The following is a 19,265-nucleotide window of genomic DNA, read 5'->3' as shown; positions in this document are numbered from 1 at the left end:
CAGCACATCACCCGGTATCGGTACGCCGTCCCAGACCGCCCGTGAGGGCGCCGGGACGGAAGGCGCCGCAGGAGCGTTCGGACTGAGCCGCGAGGCCCGGAACCTGCACTGGCTGTTGGCGAACCTGGTGGAGGAGGTACCCGGTCTGCTGTCGGTGGCGGTCGTCTCGTCGGACGGCCTGCTGTTGCTCTCCTCCGACCCGGGCAGAGCCGAGGAGGCCGCGACGGCCGACCGGCCCCAGGGCCCCCGCGGCTCGTCCGCGGACCTCGCCACCATCGTCTCCGGACTCGGGAGCCTGACCCTCGGCGCCGCCAAGCTGATGGACGGCGGCGGGGTGAAGCAGACCATGGTCGCCATGAGCGAGGGCAGCCTGTTCGTCATGTCCATCAGCGACGGTTCGCTGCTGGGGGTGCACGCCACCCCGGACTGCGACATGAGCGTCGTCGCCTACCACATGGCCCTGTTCGTGGGCCGCGCCGGACACGTCCTCACCCCGGAACTCCGCAGCGAACTGCGCCAGTCGGTCGAGGCGCTGTCCCCGGACCCGGAGGCGGGGTCGGGGTCGGGGTCGGTCGAGGAGACGCCGGAGGTGCCCCGGCCACGGGGCCCCCAGGAGTCGGGGTCCCGGACCGTGGGGAGCGCGCAGTGACCGCATCCGGTCCTTCGGCCGCCGCCGACGGCACGCCCTCCGGCAAGCTGCCGGTGCGCGGCGGCGACAAGCGGCCGGCACGGGTGCGCCCGTACTCGCTCACCGGCGGGCGGACCCGCTTCGGGCACGTCCTGCTGGTCGAGACGTTCGTCGCGGCCCTGGAAGCACCCGAGGAGCGGCGCGAACTGCCGGGCGGCTCGCTCGCGACGCGGGTGATGCCCGAGATGCGGGCCATCGTGGAACTGTGCCGCCGGATGCGGACGGTGGCCGAGATCGCCGCGCTGCTGAAAATGCCGCTCGGCGTGGTCCGCGTCCTGCTCAGCGACCTGGCGGATCAGGGCAAGATCCGTGTGTATGGAACCGGTCACGGCCCGGGACAGCCGGACCGCGCGCTGCTGGAAAGGGTGCTCAGTGGACTCCGTCGTCTCTGAACCGCTGCCGTCCACCGTCCCCGACATCGACATGGACACCGACGGGGAGACCCTCCGGGCGTGGCAGAAGGACCGCACCCGGGCCCCGATCGCCACGAAGATCGTCATAGCCGGTGGGTTCGGCGTCGGCAAGACCACCCTCGTCAAGGCCGTCTCGGAGATCGAACCCCTCCAGACGGAGGCGCTGATGACCGAGGCCAGCGTCGAGACCGACGACCTGTCGGCGACCCCGGACAAGAAGACCACCACGGTCGCCATGGACTACGGCCGCATCACCCTCGCCGACGACCTCGTGCTCTACCTGTTCGGCACGCCCGGGCAGCAGCGGTTCTGGTTCATGTGGGACGACCTGGTGCGCGGGGCGATCGGCGCGGTCGTCCTCGCTGACACGCGTCGCCTCGCCGACTGCTTCCCCGCGCTCGACTACTTCGAGAGCTGCGGGCTCCCGTACGTCGTGGCCGTCAACCACTTCGACGGCAGCGAGCGGTTCGAGGAGGAGGACGTGCGCGACGCGCTCACCGTCCCCGCACACGTACCGATCCTGATCATGGACGCGCGCCGACGGATGTCCGCCGTCGAGACGTTGTTGGCTGTGGTCCGCCAGGCCCTGGAGTTCAGCCCCGCCTAGCCGCCGGCGGCGGGCGCGGGCGACCCCCGCGCCGGCCCCGGACGTTCAGTGGTCCAGAGGTTCAACAGGAGAACACCCGCATGCGGAGAATACTGATAGTCGGAGCCGGTCAGTCCGGTCTCCAACTCGCCCTCGGCCTCCAGTCGCAGGGGTACGAGGTCACCCTGATGTCCAACCGCACGGCCGACGAGATCCGTACCGGACGCGTCATGTCGACGCAGTGCATGTTCCACACCGCGCTCCAGCACGAGCGCGACCTCCAGATCAACTTCTGGGAGTCCCAGGCCCCGCAGATCAAGGGCCTCGGCGTCTCCGTCGCCGGACCGCCGCCCGAGACCGACGCCGACGGCCCGCGGCCCCGCGTCATCGACTGGGTCGGCACCCTCGACGGGTACGCCCAGTCCGTCGACCAGCGGGTCAAGATGGCCGGCTGGATGGACACCTTCGCCCAGCGCGGCGGACAGGTCGTCATCCACGGCGCCGCCGTCTCCGACCTCGACTACTTCGCCCGCACCTACGACCTCGTACTCGTGTCAGCGGGCAAGGGCGAACTCGTCTCGATGTTCGAGCGGGACCCCGCGCGTTCCCCCTACGGCGAGCCCCAGCGGGCGCTGTCCGTCGCCTACGTGCACGGCCTCGGGCCGCGCCCCGAGCACCCCGACTACGACGCGGTGCGCTGCAACCTGGTGCCCGGGGTCGGCGAACTGTTCGTGATGCCGACGCTCACCACCTCGGGCCGGGCGGACATCCTCTTCTGGGAGGGCGTGCCGGGCGGCCCGCTCGACGTGTTCCGGGGCGTGCGGGACCCCGCGGAGCACCTGGCGCTCACCCTGGAGCTGATGGAACGCTTCACCCCCTGGGAGTACGCGCGCGCCACCGGGGTGGAACTGACGGACGCCGGCGCCACCCTGGCCGGCCGGTACGCCCCGACGGTGCGCCGCCCCGTCGGACGGCTGCCCGGCGGGGGCGCCGTGCTCGGCGTCGCGGACGTGGTCGTCGCCAACGACCCGATCACCGGACAGGGTTCCAACTCGGCGTCCAAGTGCGCCGCGGCCTACCTCGACGCGATCGTGTCGCACGGGGACGCCGCGTTCGACGAGACGTGGATGCAGGCCACCTTCGACCGGTACTGGGAGAGCGCGCAGCACGTCACCCGCTGGACCAACACGATGCTGGCGCCGCCGCCGGAGCACGTGTTGAACCTGATCGGCGCGGCGGGCGGGCTCCAGCCGGTGGCCGACCGGTTCGCCAACGGGTTCAACGACCCGGCCGACTTCGAGGGCTTCTTCTACGACCCGGACAAGGCGAACGCCTACCTCGCGGAGGTCGGTGCCTGACCCTCCGGGTCCGGACGCCTCAGGGCCCGGGCGGGGTGCTCGCCCCGTACCCGGTGTCCGAGCCGTCGCGCGCGCCCTCGGGCAGCTCCGGGGGCGCGTAGGAGGCCAGCGGCTCGGCGGCCGGGTCCGGACGGACCGCGCCGAGCACCGGGTTCGCCGCCACGGGGGAGACCTTCACCCGGGCACCGGGCCGGGGCGCGTGCACCACCTGGCCGTCACCGAGGTAGAGCGCGACATGGGTGGCGCCGGGGAAGTACACGACCAGGTCGCCCGGGCGCAGTGCGTCCAGCGGGACGCGCCGCAGCTGACGCCACTGCTCCTGGCTGGTCCGCGGCACCGTGGCGCCCGCCGCCTCCCAGGCGCGCGAGGTGAGCCCCGAACAGTCGAAGGACGCGGGCCCCTCGGCACCCCACGCGTACGGCTTGCCGAGTTGCGCCACCGCGAACCGCACGGCGGCGGCCCCGCCCGCGGTGGGCGTCCGCGCGGCCGGGGAGCCGCCCAGCGCTCCCGAGGCGAGGAAGTCGCTCTGGGCCTCGGCGGTCGTCGCCGCCTCCAGCCGCTCCAGTGCGGCGAGTTGTGCGGCCGTGAGGGAGGCGAGCAGTTCCTCGACCTCGTCGAGCCGTCCCTCGACCGCGTCCCGGGCGTCCTCCCGGCGGTCGGCGAGGGTCTGCTGTTCGTCCAGGGCGGCCCGGGCCCGACCGGCGAGGACCGCGGCCGTGCGCTCGTCGGCGGTGAGCTCGTCGACCGCCGCCACCCAGTGCCGGGCGGCCCGGCCCAGGACGCGCTTCTCGGCGAGCAGCCGGTCCGGGTCACGGGCCGTCAGCAGCCGCAGGTACGGGGAGAGCGAGCCGCTGGCCCGGTACTGGCTGCGGGCCAGCCGCCCGGCGGTGCCGCGGCTCGCGTGGAGTTCGCCGCGGGCCCGCGCCAGCCGGGCCTGGACGGTGCCGACCTCGTGGCGGCGCCGCTCCAGCTCCTCCTCGGTGGCGTTGAAGCGGTCGGTGGCCTCGCCCGCCTCGCGGTACAGCCGCTGAAGGTCCGTCAGCAGTGCGGAGACCGGGCGGTCCGGCGGGGCGGGCGCCGCCTCCGCGGTCACCGGGGCGGACAGGGCCGCCACCACGAGCGCGGCCACCGCCGCCCGGGTCGCCCGGTATGCCCGGTGTGTCGAAACGTCTGACATGGCGTCACCTCCGCCCGCGGGGCGCCCCGTGCGGCCCGCAGGGGGAGCCTGGGGGCCGGGCCGCCGGACCGCGCGCCGGGGTGGGCGGAACGGAGCAGTGCCGTCACCCGGAGTCGGTACCCGGCCCCCGTCGCGGCTTGCTCCACGGCCAGCGCGGGCCCACCGGTCCGCCCTCGGGGTCGTACTCGTACTTCCAGCCGCGGTGGAGCACCAGCCGGCGGCCGGCCTGGACGGACACCCGGCGGTAGACGAGGACGGTCGGGGGTTCGCCGTCCGGGCCCGGGACGGGCACCTGGTAGACCTTCGGGGGATGACCGGTCGGCCCCACCAGCACCGGGATGACCCGGCCGTCCAGGGGGCCGCCGACGAACAGGGTGTCTTCGCTGCGCACGTCAGGCAGTGTCGCACCCGGCGGGTCCGGGCCGGTGGACCGGGACCGCGACCCGGCCGCCCCGCGGGCTCCGGCAGCGGCGCCCGGGCCTCACCACCCGTGACCGCCCGACCACCGGGGACGCTCATGACGCCCAGGGAAAGGGAATCCGACGGCCAGGTGTCGGCAAGGCTTACGGAAAGCCGGGCAAAGGAGCGGGTCAGCACGGTGATCAGCTGGCACCATGACGCCATGAACGAAGCCCTGGCCCCCGCGGACCGCCGCGCCGCCGCACACGACAGCATCGACGCGCTCGCCCTGGGCGACGCGTTCGGCGAGCGTTGGTTCCCGCTGTTCCGGGAGCGGGAGCAGGCCGTGTCGGAGATCCGTAGCCGCCGCATGCCGCGCGAGAAGGAGTGGCGCTGGACCGATGACACCGCGATGGCCCTCGCGGTGCTGCGCTGCCTCGAACAGCACGGCGAGATCGACCCGGTGGCGCTCGCCGACGCCTTCGGCCGGGGCTACGCGGCGGACCCCGGCCGCGGGTACGGGGCCGGGATGCACGAACTGCTGCCCCGGCACGCCGAGCGGCCCGAGGCGTGGCACGAGTCGGCCGGCGCGCTCTTCGACGGTCAGGGCAGCCTCGGCAACGGCGCGGCGATGCGGGTCGCGCCGCTCGGCGCCTGGTTCTCGGACGACCTCGAACGCGTCGCCGCGCAGGCCGAACTGTCGGCGCGGGTCACCCACGCCCACCCCGAGGCCGTCGCGGGTGCCGTGGCGGTCGCGGTCGCCGCGGCGCTCGCGGCCCGGGCCCGGCTCAGCGTCGCCGCGGTCGCCGAGGCCACTCCGCCGGGCGCGGTGCGGGACGGACTCCTCGCGGCCGACCGGTTGTCCTTCGCCACCGAGCCGTGGCGGGCGGCCGACGAGCTGGGCAGCGGGCAGCGGGTCCGTGCCGACGACACCGTCCCGTTCGCCGTGTGGACCGCCGCCCGGCACCCCGACGACCTGGTCGCCGCGCTCTGGGCCACGGCGGAGGGCCTGGGGGACGTCGACACCACGTGCGCGATCACCGCGGGCATCGTCGGCGCCCGCACCGGCACGGCCAGCGTGTCGGAAGCCTGGCTGAAACGCCGGGAGGCCCTGCCGGGCTGGCTCACGGACGTCACGACGCCCTGACCGGGGCGGGTGCCGGGGCCGGTGCGGGGCCGGGGGATTCACCCGATTGGCTGATCGCCCCCGGTATCCGCTGGGTACGCTTGCCCCATCAGCCAGACTCCGACCCATGGGAGCGATCATGAGCGCTGAACGCGACTACGGGGTGGACGAGCAGTACCAGTGGCCACGCCCGCCGGCCGGTGGTTGGACGGCGGACGACCTCGACGAGCTTCCGAATCTTCCTCCGCACACGGAGCTGATCGACGGGAGCCTCGTCTTCGTGAGTCCGCAGACCCGATTCCACGTCCGCATGGTGCGGTTGTTGGAGAATGAGTTGATCGCCCAGGCACCGCCCCACTTGGAGGCGATCCGGGAGATGACCATGGTGCTGGACGCGACGAACCGGCCTGAGCCGGACGTCATCGTGGTACCCGTGGACGCGGACACGGGACCGGCACAGACCTGGTTCAAGCCGGAGGACATCCTCCTCGCCGTGGAGGTGGTCTCCCGGGACTCCGTGGAGCGTGACCGGGAGGTCAAGCCCCGTAAGTACGCGCGGGCGGGCATCGCGCACTACTGGCGGGTGGAGGAGAACGACGGGCTGCCCGTCGTCTACGTCTACGAGCTGGACCCGGCGACCAGCACGTACGCCCTCACCGGCATCCACCACGACAAGCTGGACCTCACGGTCCCGTTCCCGGTCGACATCGACCTCACCACCCTCCACCCGCGCCGCCCGGACGGCTCCGGCTAGTCGAGCTCCGCGGCCCGGGCGGACAGCACCGACCGCATCACGTCCCGGGCGATCGGCGCCGCGTCGCCGCCGCCGCTGATCTCGCCGCGCACCGCCGAGGCGTCCTCCACGACCACCGCGACCGCGACCGCCGGCTGCGCAGCGCCGTCCGCCTGGGCCCAGGAGATGAACCAGGCGTACGGGACGCCCGTGTTGCCGACGCCGTGCTGCGCGGTGCCGGTCTTGCCGCCGACCGTCGCCCCGGGGATCGCCGCCCGTCCCCCCGTGCCCTCCTCGACGACCCCCGTCATCAGCTCCCGCAGCTGCGCGGCGGTACGCGGGGCCATCGCCTGCCGGGAATCGCGGGGCGGGGCCGTGCGCACCGGGGTGCCGTCGTCGGTGGTGGTCCGCTCGACCAGGTACGGGGACCGCACGGTGCCGCCGCCTGCGACCGCCGCCGCGACCATCGCCATCTGGAGCGGAGTCGCGCGGGTGTCGAACTGGCCGACCGACGACAGCGCGAGCTGCGCCCGGTCCATGTGGCGGTCGAAGGTGCTGGGCGCCACCGCGAACGGGATGCGCAGCCCCGGTTCGTTGAAGCCGAAGTCCCGGGCCGCGCCCGTCATCCCGGTCAACCCCACCCGGGTGCCGAGCTTCGCGAAGACCGTGTTGCAGGACCAGGTGAACGCGTAGCGCAAGGTGGCGTCCGCACAGCCGTCGACCTCGTTGCTCAGCGTCGTCGTGGTGCCCGGCAGCCGGTACGGGTCGGGGGAGTCCGTCGGCTCGTCCAGGTCGCCCACCGTGCCGGACTCCAGGGCCGCCGCCGCGGTGACCACCTTGAAGGTGGAGCCCGGCGGGTAGGTCTGGCGGACCGCGCGGTTGAGCATGGGTTGCTCCGGGGAGGCGTTGAGCCGGCGCCACGCCTGCTCGACCGCCCGGCCCGTGCCGGAGAGCACGCCCGGGTCGTACGAGGGCGAGGACACCAGGGCCAGCACGCGGCCCGTCGACGGGTCCAGGGCGGCGACCGCGCCCTTGCGCCCCGCCAGCCCCGCGTACGCGGCCCGTTGCGCGGAGCCGTCGAGGGTCGTGACGACCCGGCCGCCCCGGCTGCGCGAACGGGTCAGCTCGTGCCAGAGCGGAAGCGGGGCCAGCATCGGATCGGTGCCCGACAGGAGCGGGTCCTCCGCGGCCTCCAGGAGGCTCGTCCCGTACACCTGGGAGGAGAAGCCCGTCACGGGCGCCCACAGGGGGCCGTCCCGGTAGACGCGTTCGTAGCGCAGGTGTTCGTGGGTGTCCTCGGAGCCGGTGACGGACCGTCCGTCCACCACGATCTCGCCGCGGGGCTCGGCGTAGCGGTCGATGGCGCCGCGGCGGTTGGCCGGGTCCTCGTTCAGCGCGCCCGCCCGGAAGAGTTGGACGCGGGCCGCGTTCGCCAGCAGGGCGGCGAGCAGCAACAGACAGACGAGGGCCGCGTGGCGGGTGCAGCGGTCCATGCTGCGCGGGGTGCGCGGAGTGCGCGGGGTGCGCGGTGCTCGTTGGGGGGCGGCCGTCACCGGGGTGGCTCCTGCGGGTCGGGGCGGCGGGCCGAGTCGCTGAGGCGGATCAGCAGGGCGACGATGATCCAGTTGGTCACCACGGAGGAACCGCCCTGCGCGAGGAACGGCATCACCATGCCGGTGAGCGGGATCAGCCCGGTCACCCCGCCTGCGATCACGAAGGACTGGAGCGCCACGATCGAGGCGAGGCCCACCGCGAGCAGCTGACCGAACGGGTCCCGCAGGGCGAGTCCGGTCCTGAACCCCCGCTCCACCAGCAGCGCGTACAGCAGGAACAGGGCCGAGAGCCCGGCGAGCCCCAGCTCCTCGCCGGCGGTGGCGAGGATGAAGTCCGACTTCGCGGCGAAGCCGATCAGGATCGAGTCGCCGAGCCCGAGCCCGGTGCCCAGGAGCCCGCCGGCGGCGAAGGCGAACAGCGACTGGGCGAGTTGGTTGGGGCCCTGGCCCGCTTCGATCGAGGCGAAGGGGTGCAGCCAGTCCTGGACGCGGGTGTGCACGTGCGGTTCCAGCCAGCCGACCGCCGTCGCGCCCGCCGCGGCGAGCAGCAGCCCGACCGCGATCCAGCCGGTCCGGCCGGTGGCCACGTACAGCAGGATCACGAACAGGAAGAAGAACAGCAGGGAGGTGCCGAGGTCGCGTTCGAGGACCAGCACCAGGACGCTCAGCGCCCAGACGGCGACGATCGGTCCCAGCACCCGGCCGGTCGGCAGGGTGAGCCGCCACAGCCGCCGTCCGGTGTACGCGAGGGCGTGCCGGTTGGCGGCGAGGTAGCTGGCGAAGAACAGCGCCAGCAGGACCTTCGCGAACTCGCCGGGCTGGATGGAGAAGCCGCCGGCCCTGATCCAGATGCGGGCGCCGTTCACGGCCGGGAAGAAGATCGGGACGACCATCAGGACCAGGGCGGCGGCCATCGAGAGGTAGGCGTAGCGCTGGAGGACGCGGTGGTCGCGCAGGGCCAGGACGACCAGGGTGAACAGTCCGATGCCGAGGGCCGACCACACCAGCTGGGCGGGGGCCGCGCGGTCGCCGGGGGTCTCCAGGTCCAGCCGGTAGATGAGGACCAGGCCGATGCCGTTGAGGAGCACCGCGATCGGCAGCAGCAGCGGGTCGGCGTGCCGGGCGCGCAGCCGGACCGCGCCGTGGGCGAGCAGGGCGAGCGCCCCCAGTCCGGCGCCGTAGCCGGCGACGCCGGGCGGTACGGCACCGGTCCTGCCGAGCCCCGCGGCGCAGTAGCCGAGGAGGACCAGCAGGACCGCGGGGACCAGCAGGGCGAGTTCGGTGCCGCGCCCCCCCGGGCGGCGGACGGCGGGCGCCCGGCCGGTGGGCGGGGCCTGCGCTGCCGTTCCGGTCATGCCGGGAACGTAGCAAGTCGTATGGAAGATGTCCCGTTATGCGGGGTATTCAGCAGTAGTGCGGCACTTTCCCGATGTTGTCGATGTAGTGGGCCGCGCCCCAGGCCCAGGTGCCGTCCGTGAGGAGGTACCAGAGGGGGTTGCCCTCCACGTGGTCGCCGCGGGTCTTGCAGTAGATGCTGACGATCGCGCCGTAGTGCTCCTTGCGCAGGACGCGGCTGCCCCGGGTGGGGGAGTCGCGCAGCAGCAGTCCGCCGTGGGCGACGACCCGGCCCTTGTAGTGCTGGTGGTGGTCCTGGTCGTTCCCGGCGGGGGTGACCGGTGCGGCGGTGGCGGGGGTGACTGCGGCGGCGAGGGCGAGGGCGGTCGCGGCGGTGGCTATCGCCGCGGTGCGCAGGCGTGGGCTCATGAGGGCTCCTGGGCTGGGAGGGTGGGGGGTCCGTGCCGGTTTCACCCTAGGAGCGGGGGTGCGGGCCCGCGCGCTGCGTACCGCCATCGGGTGGGCCCCGCGGGGGCGTCAGCCGCCCGGCAGGGTCAGGGTCGCCACCGCGCCGCCCTCGGGCGGCGGGGCGTTGGTGAAGGTGAGCCGGGCCCCCAGCGCCGTCGCCTGGCCGAGGGCGATGGTGAGCCCCAGCCCGTGGCCCTTGGAACCGCCGTCGGTGCGGAACCGCTGCGGCCCGTGCTGGACCAGGTAGTCGGGGAAGCCGTCGCCGCGGTCCCGGACGGTGATCTCCGGTCCGTCGACCGTGACCGTCACGGGGCCCCGGCCGTGGGTCACCGCGTTCGCCACCAGGTTGCCGAGCACCCGTTCCAGCCGGCGGCGGTCCGTCTCCACGCACAGGTCACGGACGATCACCGGCTGCGCGCCGGCGGCCCGGGCGACCCGCTCGGCCAGCGGGCCGATCCGGTGCTCGTCGAGGTCCGGCCGCTCACCGCCCGACTCCAGCCGGGAGATCTCCAACAGGTCCTCGGTCAGGGTCCGCAGCGCCGCCACCCGGTCCCGCACCAACTCGGTGGGGCGGCCCGGCGGGAGCAGTTCGGCCGCCGCGTGCAGTCCGGTGAGCGGGGTCCGCAGCTCGTGCGCCACGTCCGCCGTGAACCGTCGTTCGCTCTCCAGCTTGCCCTGGAGCGAGGACGCCATGGAGTCCAGCGCGGAAGCCACGGCCGCCACCTCGTCCGGCGCCCGCCGCGGGTCCTTCGTTCGGGGGTCGTTGACCCGTGCGTCGAGGTCCCCGGCGCTGATCCGTCGCGCCACCCGGGCGGTCGCGTGCAGCCGTCGGGTCACCCGGGTCACCGCGAACGCCCCGACCAGCAGGGTCGCCCCGATGGCCAGGGCGGACGAACCGAGGATCGCCCGGTCGAGACCGGCGATCGTCCGCACGCCCTGCGAGTAGTCGACGGCCACCGCGATGACCCGGTCGTCGTCGGCGGGGCCCGCCGCCCACATGGTGGGCCGCGGCGAACGGTCGCCGACCATGGTGCCGCGCTCCCCGTCCAGCGCCAGCCGCCGCAGCGAACGCGGCAGGTCCGGCGGGTCCACCGCGGCGCCGGGGCCGAGCAGGTCACCGTCCTCGAACGCCCGGGTCGCGTCGGTGAGCCGGGTCAGTGCGCGCTCCCGGGCCTGGCCGACCGTCTGGTGGGTCACCGAGGTGTGCACCAGTACGCCCAACAGCGCGGCGAGGGCGCAGCACATCACCGCGATGAACGCCCCCGCCTTCCAGGGCAGGGACGCCGTCCACGAGCGCAGCCGCCGCAGCGGCCCGCGCCCGGTCCGGGGCCCGGTTCGGCGCCCGGTCCGGGGCGGCGACGCGGTCACGGGGTGCTCCCGGACGGTGGTGCGGTGGCCCGGGGGCGGGCCGCGGGGGACTTCGCCGTCCCGTCCACCCGCAGGAACTCGTCCTTGGTCGGCAGCATCGCCCGCTGGTGCCGGTCCCAGGACCAGACGGTCCGGTACTCGTAACCCGGGATGCCGGACACCGCGCGGAGCACCAGGTCCCGGCCCGCGATCTCCACCCCGGTCATCGCGTCGGAGGTGGACATGACTTGGATCAGCTTCCCCTCGTCCTGGGTGAGGACCCGGATCGCCAACTGGCCGTTCGGGAGCCGGATGCCGATGATCGCCTCCTCGCGGCCGTCGCCCGTCAGGTCCCGGTACTGCGCCTTCAGCACCGGGCAGCCCGCGGTCCCGGCCGCGCCGCGCCCGCACCGCGCGATCCGCTCGGCGGTCTCCTCGTCCAGGCCGAGCGGACCGGTGAAGGTGCCCGGGTGTTCGGTGGCCTGCGCCTTGAGGAAGGCGACCGGGTCGAGCCGTCGGAGGTCGCCGCCCGGCACCGACACGTCCTCCACCGTCTCGGTCGCGGCCTCCCCGTAGTCGTACGCGGGGGCCGAGGCAGGGGGGAGATCCGGCCACAGCTCGGCCGGGGCCACGGCGGTCGGCGTGGGGCCCGCGCTCCTCAGATCACCGGGGTTGCCGCATCCGGCCAGCAGCAGTCCGGCCAGTCCCAGGGCACCCGCCAGCCGGGCCGCGCGGGGCCGGGGGGCTGGGCGGTGGAACACGGTGCGCACTCCTGCGGGCGTACGGGGACTCACTCCTTCAGCCGGCAACGGTACGGGACCCGCTCCCGAACCCCCTAAGCGAGGACATTCCTCCCACCCCGACCGCCCGCTGCCACCCTCCCCCCCCCACGCACCCGCCCGCCCGCCCGCACCATGGCTCCCCCGTGCGCACCCGGGTCCCCCGTCCGGGGTCGCACTCCCCCCGGTGCGCGGCGGGCGGACCGTTGCACGCCCCCGACCTGGCCGGTTCCCGTGGCCCCGGACGGTCGTTCCTTGCGGGCCCCGACGCCCACCTGCTCCCATGGGGCACGGGGGTGGTCCCATGACCGGACTGTGCGTGGTGCCCGCCCGGCGACACGGCCGGGAACTGCTCCGCGTCACCGCGCCGAGCGGCCGGACCCTCGCCTGGTACGACCGCGAGGACGCCCGGGTGACCGTACTGAGCACCCCCGACACGGATGCGGTGCTCGCCGCGCTGGACCCGCACCTCTACGGACGGGTCACGATCGGTCCGCCGCCCGTGCCCACCGCCGGCGACCTGGCGCGGCTCGCCCTGCACCCGGACGACGACCTCGCCCCGAACCGGCCCGGCGAGGCCCTGCGCATCGCCCTGGAACGCGACCCGGACCCGCCCCGCCGACTGCGCGCGGACCCGCGCCGCGCGGCCCTCGCCGCCGAGGAGTCCACGGGCGCCGCCCTGGAGGCGCTGGAGCCCGGCGGCTGGCACGTCCTGCACTCGGTGCCGCTGCCCGGCGGGGACCGCATCCCGCATCTGGCGATCGGCCCCGCGGGACCCTTCGTGGTGTGCGCGGTGCCGGCCCGGGGGCGCCGGGTGCGCATCGCCGACCCCGAGGTGACGGTGGGCAGGTCGACGCCCCGCCCGCTGCTGGGCACCGTCCGCTCGCTCGCCGAGCGCGCCGCGCAGGCACTGACCACGCACGTCACCCCCGTCCTGGCGCCCTGCGGGGCCTCGGCCGTCACCGGGGCGCCGGCCGACCGGGGCGTACGGGTGCTGCGGGACGGGGAACTGGCCGTGCTGGCCCGGGAGGGCGGCGTCCTGAAGCCGACGGAGGTGGCGGCCCTGTACGCGGCCGCCCGCGACCGGACCCTCTGGCGTCACCTCTGACCCGGGTTCTCACTCCGGGGGAGTTCGCCGGCCCGTGCCGGGTCGTACAGCGGCTCCAGCAGGTCCCCGTACCGCTCCAGCCGTCCGGCGATGTCGTCGGCCCGGACGAGCAGGTGTTCCGGAGCGCGGCACGCCTCGGTCTCCGCCCAGGTCAGCGGTGCCGACACGGTCGGCTCCGACTGGGCGCGCACCGTGTACGGGGCGGCCGTCGTCTTGGCGGCGGCGTTCTGGCTGAAGTCCACGAACACCTTGCCGGGCCGCAGACTCCGGGTCATCCGATGGGTGACCAGGGCGGGCAGCGCGCGCTCGGCGTCCAGTGCGAGTCGCTTCGCGTACGCGCTGACCTCGGCGGACGGCGTCGGACGCAGGGCCACGAGCAGGTGCAGCCCCTTCGCCCCGGAGGTCTTCACGAAGGCGTCGAGCCCGTCGGCGGCCAGCCGTTCCCGCAGCCACCGGGCGACCGTGCAGCACTCCACCACGGTCGCCGGCGGCCCCGGATCGAGATCGAGGACCAGCCGGTCCGCGCGGGCGTACGCGCCGTCCCGCCACTGCGGGGTGTGGAACTCGGTCACCAGGTTCGCCGCCCACATCAGCGAGGCGAGGTCCTGGACGACCACCTGCCGCTGGGCGCCGTCCGCATGGGGGACCTCGGCGGTCCGCACCCACGCGGGGGTGCCCGGCGGCACGTTCTTGCTGACGAACCGCTGGCCGCCCGGTCCGTCCGGGTACCGCAGGAACGACACCGGACGGTCCCTGAGCTGGGCGAGCACCGGCCCCGCGGTGGTGGCGTAGTAGTGCAGGAGCTGCCCCTTGGTGAAGCCGGTGTCCGGGTACAGCACCTTGTCGAGGTTGCTCAGCGACAGCCGCCGCCCCTCCACCTCCGTGATCGGCGTCATACGATGAGACTGCCATGAATCGCCAGATACCGGACACGGTGGATGGCCCTCGGCCCTGCGGAAGGCGGCGGACGTGCGCTCGATCTGGAACGGCTCCCTCGCCTTCGGACTGGTCAGCATCCCCGTCAAGCTGATGAGCGCCACCGAGAACCGCGCGGTGTCCTTCCGGCAGATCCACACCGCGGACGGCGGCCGCGTCCGCTACCGCAAGGTGTGCGAACTGGAGGACGAGGAGGTCGCCGCCGCCGACACCGTCCGCGGCTACGAGATGCCGGACGGCACCGTCGTCACCGTCACCGACGAGGACCTCGCGTCCCTGCCGCTGCGCACCACCAAGACCATCGAGGTCGTGGCGGTGCTGCCGGCCGACCGGATCGACCCCCTCCAGATGGACGCCGCGTACTACCTGGCGGTGAACGGAGCGGACGCGGCCAAGCCGTACGTGCTGCTGCGCGAGGCCCTCCAGCGGACCGGGAACGTCGCCCTGACGAAGTTCGCCCTGCGGGGCCGCGAGCGGTTGGCGATGCTCCGGGTCGTGGGCGAGGTGCTGTGTCTGCACGCGCTGCTGTGGCCCGACGAGATCCGCTCCACGGACCACGTCGCACCCGAGGGCCGGGTCACCGTCAAGGACGCCGAACTGGACCTCGCGGACGCCCTGATGGACACGCTGGGCGAGATCGACCCGGACTCCGTCCACGACGAGTACCGCACCGCGCTGGACGAGCTGATCACCGCGAAGCTCGCCGGTGAACTCCCCGCGTCGAGCCGGCCGCAGGAGCCGGCGGGGGCGGACGTCATCGATCTCGCGGCGATCCTGGAACGCTCGGTCGAAGCGGCCCGGAAGAAGCCCGGGGCCACACCCCGCAAGGCGTCCGCGAAGAAGTCGACCGGCCCGGCCGCGAAGAAGACCACCGGTCCGGCGGCGAAGGGGGCGTCCGGTCCGGCAGCGAAGAAGGCAGCCAAGAAGGCCCCGAAGAAGGAGACGAAGACCGCCGCGAAGACCGCCGCGAAGGCGAAGAAGGGGACGGCCACGGCTGCGAAGACCGGTGCGGCGACCGGCAAGAAGTCCGCCGCGCCCCGCAAGCGCAGCGCGTAGGCCGTCCGCTGCGGGACGGCTGACTAGCCCGCGGAGTCAGGCCGCTCCGCGGGCAGCAGGGCCGCGGCGATGGTCCGGGCCCGGTGCGCGGCGCGGGCGTCGCGTTCGCGTTGTGCCGTCACTATCGCCCCGTCGACCAGCAGCAGGAACTGGTCGGCGAGTTCGGCGGGACGGGGGGCGCCCGCCGCGGTGAGCAGTCCGGCCAGGTAGCGGGCCACGTCGTCCTTGTGGGCGGCGGCCACCCGGTGCGCGGCGCTCTCCGGGTCCGCGCTCTCGATGATCGTGTTGATCGCCGCGCACCCCCGGTAGTCGTCCCGTGCGAAGCGGTCGGCCAGCGCGTCGAAGACGGCCAGCGGGTGGCCGCCGCGGGCCGCGACGTCCCGGGAGAGCGAGTCGAGGAACCGGACGCCGTACCCCTGGACCACGGCGACGACCAGTTCGTCCTTGCCCGCGAAGTGCCGGTAGAAGGAGGCCCGTCCCACGCCGGAGGCGGAGAGGAGCCGCTCGACCCCGACCGCGCGGACGCCCTCCGCGTAGAACAGCTCTTCGGCGGCGGCCAGGAGGCGGGCGCGTGCGTGCGTCGGCATGCCCCGACTCTAGCCCCGCGGGTGCGCCAGGACGGGTCCGGCCGCCCCGCCCGGGTCGAGCCCGTCCTGGCGCGTGTTGTGGGCCGCGCGGATCAGCCACCTGCCGGTCCGCTGCCTCACCAGGACCAGGGTGACCAGCCCCCGCCGGTCCTCGGGCGCGTCAGCGGACGGTAGGCGCAGGCCCGGCCAGGTCCAGGCCGTGTGCACCAGGGCGACGTCCGGGGTGATGCTCCGGATGCTGACGACCTCCTGCGCGTAGTTCTCTTTCTGGGCGAGGACGACCTCGGGGACGTCCTGGTGCCCCACCACGTTCTGCTGCCGCGAGGTCCACCGGATGCCGCGGTGGGTGATGAAGTCCGACTCCTCGGTGAAGAGTTCGCCCCATTCCTCCATCCTGTGCCGGATCCAGAGCTCGGTGTACTCGGCAAGCAGCCTTCTGACGTCCCGCTCGTCCGTCTCGTCCATGCCGGCAGTCTCGAACCTCAACTCCGGTTGATGTCAAGGCTCTACGCCCCGGGCCGTACGCTCGTGGGTTCGAGCGGACCCCGTGACCGACGCCGACCTGCCAGGAGGACCGCCCCGATGCGTGCGACCCCCCGCTCACCGTTCACCCCGCAACGCCCGTGGGCCTGGCGGGCCGGGCTGCTCCTGGCCGCCGTCGCCGTACTGCAACAGCTCGCCATCGCCGCCGGTGCCGGTGGCTGGTTGCCGGGCTGGCAGCCCTGGCCGTTCCTGCTGCTCGCCGGGCCCCTGCTGTGGTGGGGCGGCCGACCGTCGCGCCGACCGCCCGCCGATCCGGCGGACCCGGGGCCCTGCGCTGCCCCGCGGGTTCCGTCCGGCGCCCTCCTCGCGGGACTGCTGGTCCTCACCGCGGGCGCCTGGGCGGTGCTCCAGGACCACGAATCCCTGATCGGCCACGAGGAGTCCGTCTACGGGAACCGGGCGCGTTCCTGGTCGGGCGCCGGCACGCCCGCCGCCGGCTGGGGTCCCTACCGGCCGCCGTTGCTCCCGCTCCTCGGCAGCTTCGCCCTGCGCGTCCACGAGGACGTGGGGGCGCTGCGGGTCGTCGGGCTGCTGCTGGCCCTGGCGACCGTCACGGTGACGTACCTGGTCGTCGCCCACTGGACCTCTCCCCGACAGTCGGCGCTCGTGGTGCTCCTGCTGCTGGGCGGGCTCGGCTTCCTGCGGCGGTTGCCCCAGTACCTCACCGACATAGGGGCGACGGGGCTGCTCGTCGTGGTCGTGTGGATCCTCGTCCGGGTCCAGGAGAAGCCCGGCTCGCGTGCCCTGTGGGCGCTGCCCCCGGTCGTGCTGGCGGCCTTCTACCTGCGCTACGGGGTGGTGGGCAACCTGCTCGCCATCGCCCTGGGCGCCCTGTTCGCCTACGGTCCGCGCGCCTGGGCGGCGCAGGGCCGCCGGCTCGCAGTCGTCGGTGCGCTCGTCCTGCTCGGCACCGTGCCGCACCTCGTCCAGGCCGTCCGGCTCACCGGCTCCCCCCTGGGGCTGCTCACCTGGGCCACCGAGCAGGCGGAGCGGACGTTCATCGGCGACGGTCTGGTGTACTACCTCGCCATCCTCCCGTACCGGCTGGCCGGTGACCTCGGCGGTCTCTTCCTCGGCATCGGACTGGTCGCACTGGTCGCGGCCGTGCGCCGGACCAGGGCCGGCGACCCCGCCGACCGCGACCGACGCACCGTGTTCCTGGGCTCCGCGTCCGCCCTGACGTTCCTGGTGCTCGGCCTGGCCACCGACGGCGAACCCCGCTTCGTCTACCTGCCGGTGGTGCTGCTCACCGTGCTGGGGGTGCAGACCCTCAGGGGCGCCCTCGCGGTCCGGGCCGTGCCCGTGCTGACGGCCACCGCCGGCATGGCGCTGCTCACCCTGCTCGGCACGGTCCACGTGGTGGCCCACGGAGCCGTGCCCGGGCCGATGGACCAGCACCGTTCCACCGTGCCAGTGGCCCGTGCACTGGCCGCCGCGCCGGGCGAACGGTGTCTGCTGGTCACCGCGTACGAGCCGGAGAACGGCTGGTACGCGCGGTGCGACGCCGTCACCTACGGGCAGTACCGGCGACTGGACCCGGCGCCCGGCACCCGGGTGAGCTTCATACGCTTCACCCGGGGCCGGGAGCAGCCGACCGCCGAGGGGGTGCGCCGACTGGCCGGCGACCACCCGGTCCGCACCCGGCGCATACCCACCGGGGGCTCGCTGGGCACGGCCACCGTCGTCACCCTGGTCGTGCCCGGGGCGTCCGCATCAGGGGGCGGCCCCGTCGAAGGCGCGGACCACCTGCGGTAGGGCGCTGCGCACGCTGCCGTTGTGGTCGCCCGCCACCTCCACGACCTCGTGCTCGACGCCGTTCGCGGTCAACTGGCCGCTACAGTGCCCCGCGTTGGTGAAGGCGACGTCCGCGTCGTCGGGGGAGTGGAAGATGCGTACGGGCACGGCGGGGCGCCAGTCGCAGGTGGTGTCCAGGGCCCGCAGTTGCCGCCGCAGTTCCCCGGTGGGGTGGCGGACCCGGTCCAGGAACTCCGGGGTGAACAGTTCCCTCGACGTCGCCGGGAGCGCGGCGGCCACCTCCGACGACCGGTGGTGGCCGTCGAACAGGGTCTCCACCACCGTGTCGTACGGGGCGCGGAACACCTCGCTCGGCGTGCCGTACAGCCCGTACATCCGCTGCCACGCGGTGGCGAAGTAGGCGAGGTAGAGCGAGGAGCGCACGACCCGGTCGTCCGCGGCGGCGGCCTCGAAGCCGCTGAGGTCGAACGGCCCGCCCACCGGGGCCAGCGCGCCGGGCCGGAAGTAGCGGTCGGCGCCCCGGTGCAGGGCCCGGCCGAGCATCATCGTGGCCGGACCGCCCTGGGAGAAACCGCTGATGAGGACCCGGCGTTCGAGGTCACGGCCGTCCCGCCGGACGAAGGACCGGGTCGCTCGGAGCGCGTCCACCGCGGCGCTGACGGTCCCCTCGGGATGCCCGTACGGGTGGAAGCCGGGGCCCTCGCCCAGGCCCAGGTAGTCCGGCGCGGACACGGCGTGGCCCGCACCGGCGAACAGGAAGGCGGCGGCCCGGTCCGTGGACCGTTCGTTCATCGAGGCCACGTCCCCGCGGAACACCGTGGTGCCGTGCAGCCAGGACACCACGGGCAGGTCGCGCACGCCGTTGGTGGGGACCACGACCAGCTGACTGGCGGTGGTGGGCCGCCCCGTGACGTCGATCGTGCGGTACACGATCCGATGGGCCCGCACCCCGTGGCGGACCTGGTCGGCCTCGATGTGCGCCTGCGCCAGGTGCGCCCTGACCCGGTCGGCGTCCCACTGCGCCACCAGCGTCGCCGAGACCACCGAACCGCGTCCGGCGTGGTGGGGGTGCCCGGCCGTTGCCGCGGCCGCGGCGGCGGGCGGCGCGGCGGCGGCGGAGGCGGCGTGCGCGGTCCCGCCGAGTAAGGACACGGCGCAGGTCAGGGCGATCGTGCTGGAGACGAGGGGTCTTCCGCGGAGCCGTTGGGAGATCATGACGGGAACACTGTCAGTGCGGGTGCCCGTCCCGCAGTATGGTGCGCCCGCCCATCCGGCAGGGGGTTCTCCCCAGGCCCGGACGGGTGGGGCCTGGGGGGAA

General features: G+C 74.3%; 20 protein-coding genes. 9 read left to right on the top strand and 11 right to left on the bottom strand.

Annotation, left to right across the window (positions count from 1 at the left end; all coding sequences use genetic code 11):
* The first annotated feature begins 82 nt into the window (after positions 1–82).
* From ACFYOU_RS00250 to ACFYOU_RS00235, 4 genes are all read left to right on the top strand, one after another.
* Positions 83–649 (top strand): roadblock/LC7 domain-containing protein, encoded by a 567-nt coding sequence (locus ACFYOU_RS00250; protein WP_391303749.1) that lies wholly within the window; start codon positions 83–85, stop codon positions 647–649.
* Positions 646–1,080: a DUF742 domain-containing protein gene (locus tag ACFYOU_RS00245; RefSeq protein WP_389772454.1), complete on the top strand. Its 435-nt coding sequence runs from the start codon at positions 646–648 to the stop codon at positions 1,078–1,080. The genes ACFYOU_RS00250 and ACFYOU_RS00245 overlap by 4 nt, the downstream gene beginning before the upstream one ends.
* Positions 1,061–1,708, top strand: a complete 648-nt coding sequence (locus ACFYOU_RS00240; protein WP_391302310.1) for an ATP/GTP-binding protein — start codon at positions 1,061–1,063, stop codon at positions 1,706–1,708. The genes ACFYOU_RS00245 and ACFYOU_RS00240 overlap by 20 nt, the downstream gene beginning before the upstream one ends.
* Positions 1,709–1,788: 80 nt before the next feature.
* Positions 1,789–3,045 carry a styrene monooxygenase/indole monooxygenase family protein gene (locus ACFYOU_RS00235; RefSeq protein ID WP_391302308.1) on the top strand — a complete coding sequence of 419 codons (1,257 nt, stop codon included), beginning with the start codon at positions 1,789–1,791 and terminating at the stop codon, positions 3,043–3,045.
* Between the two features lie 19 nt (positions 3,046–3,064).
* Here the strand turns inward: ACFYOU_RS00235 and ACFYOU_RS00230 are convergent, their stop codons facing one another.
* The gene (locus ACFYOU_RS00230; protein ID WP_391302306.1) at positions 3,065–4,222 is read right to left on the bottom strand and encodes an NlpC/P60 family protein; all 1,158 of its coding nucleotides are present in this window, start codon (positions 4,220–4,222) and stop codon (positions 3,065–3,067) included.
* A 103-nt stretch (positions 4,223–4,325) separates the two neighbouring features.
* Positions 4,326–4,613: a hypothetical protein gene (locus ACFYOU_RS00225; RefSeq protein WP_389772464.1), complete on the bottom strand. Its 288-nt coding sequence runs from the start codon at positions 4,611–4,613 to the stop codon at positions 4,326–4,328.
* A 231-nt stretch (positions 4,614–4,844) separates the two neighbouring features.
* Here ACFYOU_RS00225 and ACFYOU_RS00220 point away from each other — a divergent pair, with 231 nt between their 5' ends.
* A complete protein-coding gene (locus tag ACFYOU_RS00220) occupies positions 4,845–5,768 on the top strand; it encodes an ADP-ribosylglycohydrolase family protein (protein WP_391302304.1) in 924 nt (307 codons plus the stop codon).
* 118 nt (positions 5,769–5,886) lie between these two features.
* The gene (locus ACFYOU_RS00215; protein WP_391302302.1) at positions 5,887–6,501 is read left to right on the top strand and encodes a Uma2 family endonuclease; all 615 of its coding nucleotides are present in this window, start codon (positions 5,887–5,889) and stop codon (positions 6,499–6,501) included.
* Here the strand turns inward: ACFYOU_RS00215 and ACFYOU_RS00210 are convergent.
* The 5 genes from ACFYOU_RS00210 to ACFYOU_RS00190 form a co-directional block, all read right to left on the bottom strand.
* A complete protein-coding gene (locus tag ACFYOU_RS00210; RefSeq protein ID WP_391303748.1) occupies positions 6,498–7,973 on the bottom strand; it encodes a penicillin-binding transpeptidase domain-containing protein in 1,476 nt (491 codons plus the stop codon). The genes ACFYOU_RS00215 and ACFYOU_RS00210 overlap by 4 nt on opposite strands.
* Before the next feature lie 56 nt (positions 7,974–8,029).
* Positions 8,030–9,388, bottom strand: coding sequence for an FtsW/RodA/SpoVE family cell cycle protein (locus tag ACFYOU_RS00205; RefSeq protein WP_391302300.1), 1,359 nt, complete (start codon positions 9,386–9,388; stop codon positions 8,030–8,032).
* Between the two features lie 49 nt (positions 9,389–9,437).
* Entirely contained in the window at positions 9,438–9,797 is a 360-nt protein-coding gene (locus ACFYOU_RS00200) for an SH3 domain-containing protein (RefSeq protein ID WP_391302298.1), read from the bottom strand.
* Positions 9,798–9,905: 108 nt separating this feature from the next.
* Complete coding sequence (locus ACFYOU_RS00195; protein WP_389772531.1) at positions 9,906–11,081, bottom strand: ATP-binding protein; 1,176 nt, start codon at positions 11,079–11,081, stop codon at positions 9,906–9,908.
* Positions 11,082–11,200: 119 nt separating this feature from the next.
* A complete protein-coding gene (locus ACFYOU_RS00190; RefSeq protein ID WP_391302297.1) occupies positions 11,201–11,944 on the bottom strand; it encodes a hypothetical protein in 744 nt (247 codons plus the stop codon).
* Between the two features lie 322 nt (positions 11,945–12,266).
* Here ACFYOU_RS00190 and ACFYOU_RS00185 point away from each other — a divergent pair, with 322 nt between their 5' ends.
* A complete protein-coding gene (locus ACFYOU_RS00185; protein ID WP_391302295.1) occupies positions 12,267–13,070 on the top strand; it encodes an NERD domain-containing protein in 804 nt (267 codons plus the stop codon).
* On the opposite strand, the gene ligD is transcribed toward ACFYOU_RS00185, so the two are convergent.
* Positions 13,061–13,966 carry a non-homologous end-joining DNA ligase gene (ligD, locus tag ACFYOU_RS00180; protein WP_391302293.1) on the bottom strand — a complete coding sequence of 302 codons (906 nt, stop codon included), beginning with the start codon at positions 13,964–13,966 and terminating at the stop codon, positions 13,061–13,063. The two genes, ACFYOU_RS00185 and ligD, sit on opposite strands and share 10 nt — an antisense overlap.
* A gap of 73 nt (positions 13,967–14,039) precedes the next feature.
* Here ligD and ACFYOU_RS00175 point away from each other — a divergent pair, with 73 nt between their 5' ends.
* Positions 14,040–15,062 carry a Ku protein gene (locus tag ACFYOU_RS00175; protein ID WP_391302291.1) on the top strand — a complete coding sequence of 341 codons (1,023 nt, stop codon included), beginning with the start codon at positions 14,040–14,042 and terminating at the stop codon, positions 15,060–15,062.
* 23 nt (positions 15,063–15,085) lie between these two features.
* Here ACFYOU_RS00175 and ACFYOU_RS00170 read toward each other — a convergent pair whose 3' ends face one another.
* Together ACFYOU_RS00170 and ACFYOU_RS00165 are read right to left on the bottom strand one after the other, a co-directional pair.
* Complete coding sequence (locus tag ACFYOU_RS00170) at positions 15,086–15,649, bottom strand: TetR family transcriptional regulator (RefSeq protein ID WP_391302289.1); 564 nt, start codon at positions 15,647–15,649, stop codon at positions 15,086–15,088.
* A gap of 9 nt (positions 15,650–15,658) precedes the next feature.
* Positions 15,659–16,114 (bottom strand): SgcJ/EcaC family oxidoreductase, encoded by a 456-nt coding sequence (locus tag ACFYOU_RS00165; protein ID WP_391302287.1) that lies wholly within the window; start codon positions 16,112–16,114, stop codon positions 15,659–15,661.
* 117 nt (positions 16,115–16,231) lie between these two features.
* Here ACFYOU_RS00165 and ACFYOU_RS00160 point away from each other — a divergent pair, with 117 nt between their 5' ends.
* Positions 16,232–17,947, top strand: a complete 1,716-nt coding sequence (locus ACFYOU_RS00160; RefSeq protein ID WP_391302285.1) for a glycosyltransferase — start codon at positions 16,232–16,234, stop codon at positions 17,945–17,947.
* Here ACFYOU_RS00160 and ACFYOU_RS00155 read toward each other — a convergent pair.
* Positions 17,906–19,162 (bottom strand): hypothetical protein, encoded by a 1,257-nt coding sequence (locus ACFYOU_RS00155; protein WP_391302283.1) that lies wholly within the window; start codon positions 19,160–19,162, stop codon positions 17,906–17,908. The two genes, ACFYOU_RS00160 and ACFYOU_RS00155, sit on opposite strands and share 42 nt — an antisense overlap.
* Positions 19,163–19,265 lie beyond the last annotated feature (103 nt).

The organism is Streptomyces sp. NPDC005955 (genome assembly GCF_042871255.1).
Lineage (GTDB): Bacteria > Actinomycetota > Actinomycetes > Streptomycetales > Streptomycetaceae > Streptomyces.
The sequence above is the reverse complement of the archived record's forward strand: the minus strand, read 5'-3'. Positions and strand labels throughout refer to the sequence as shown.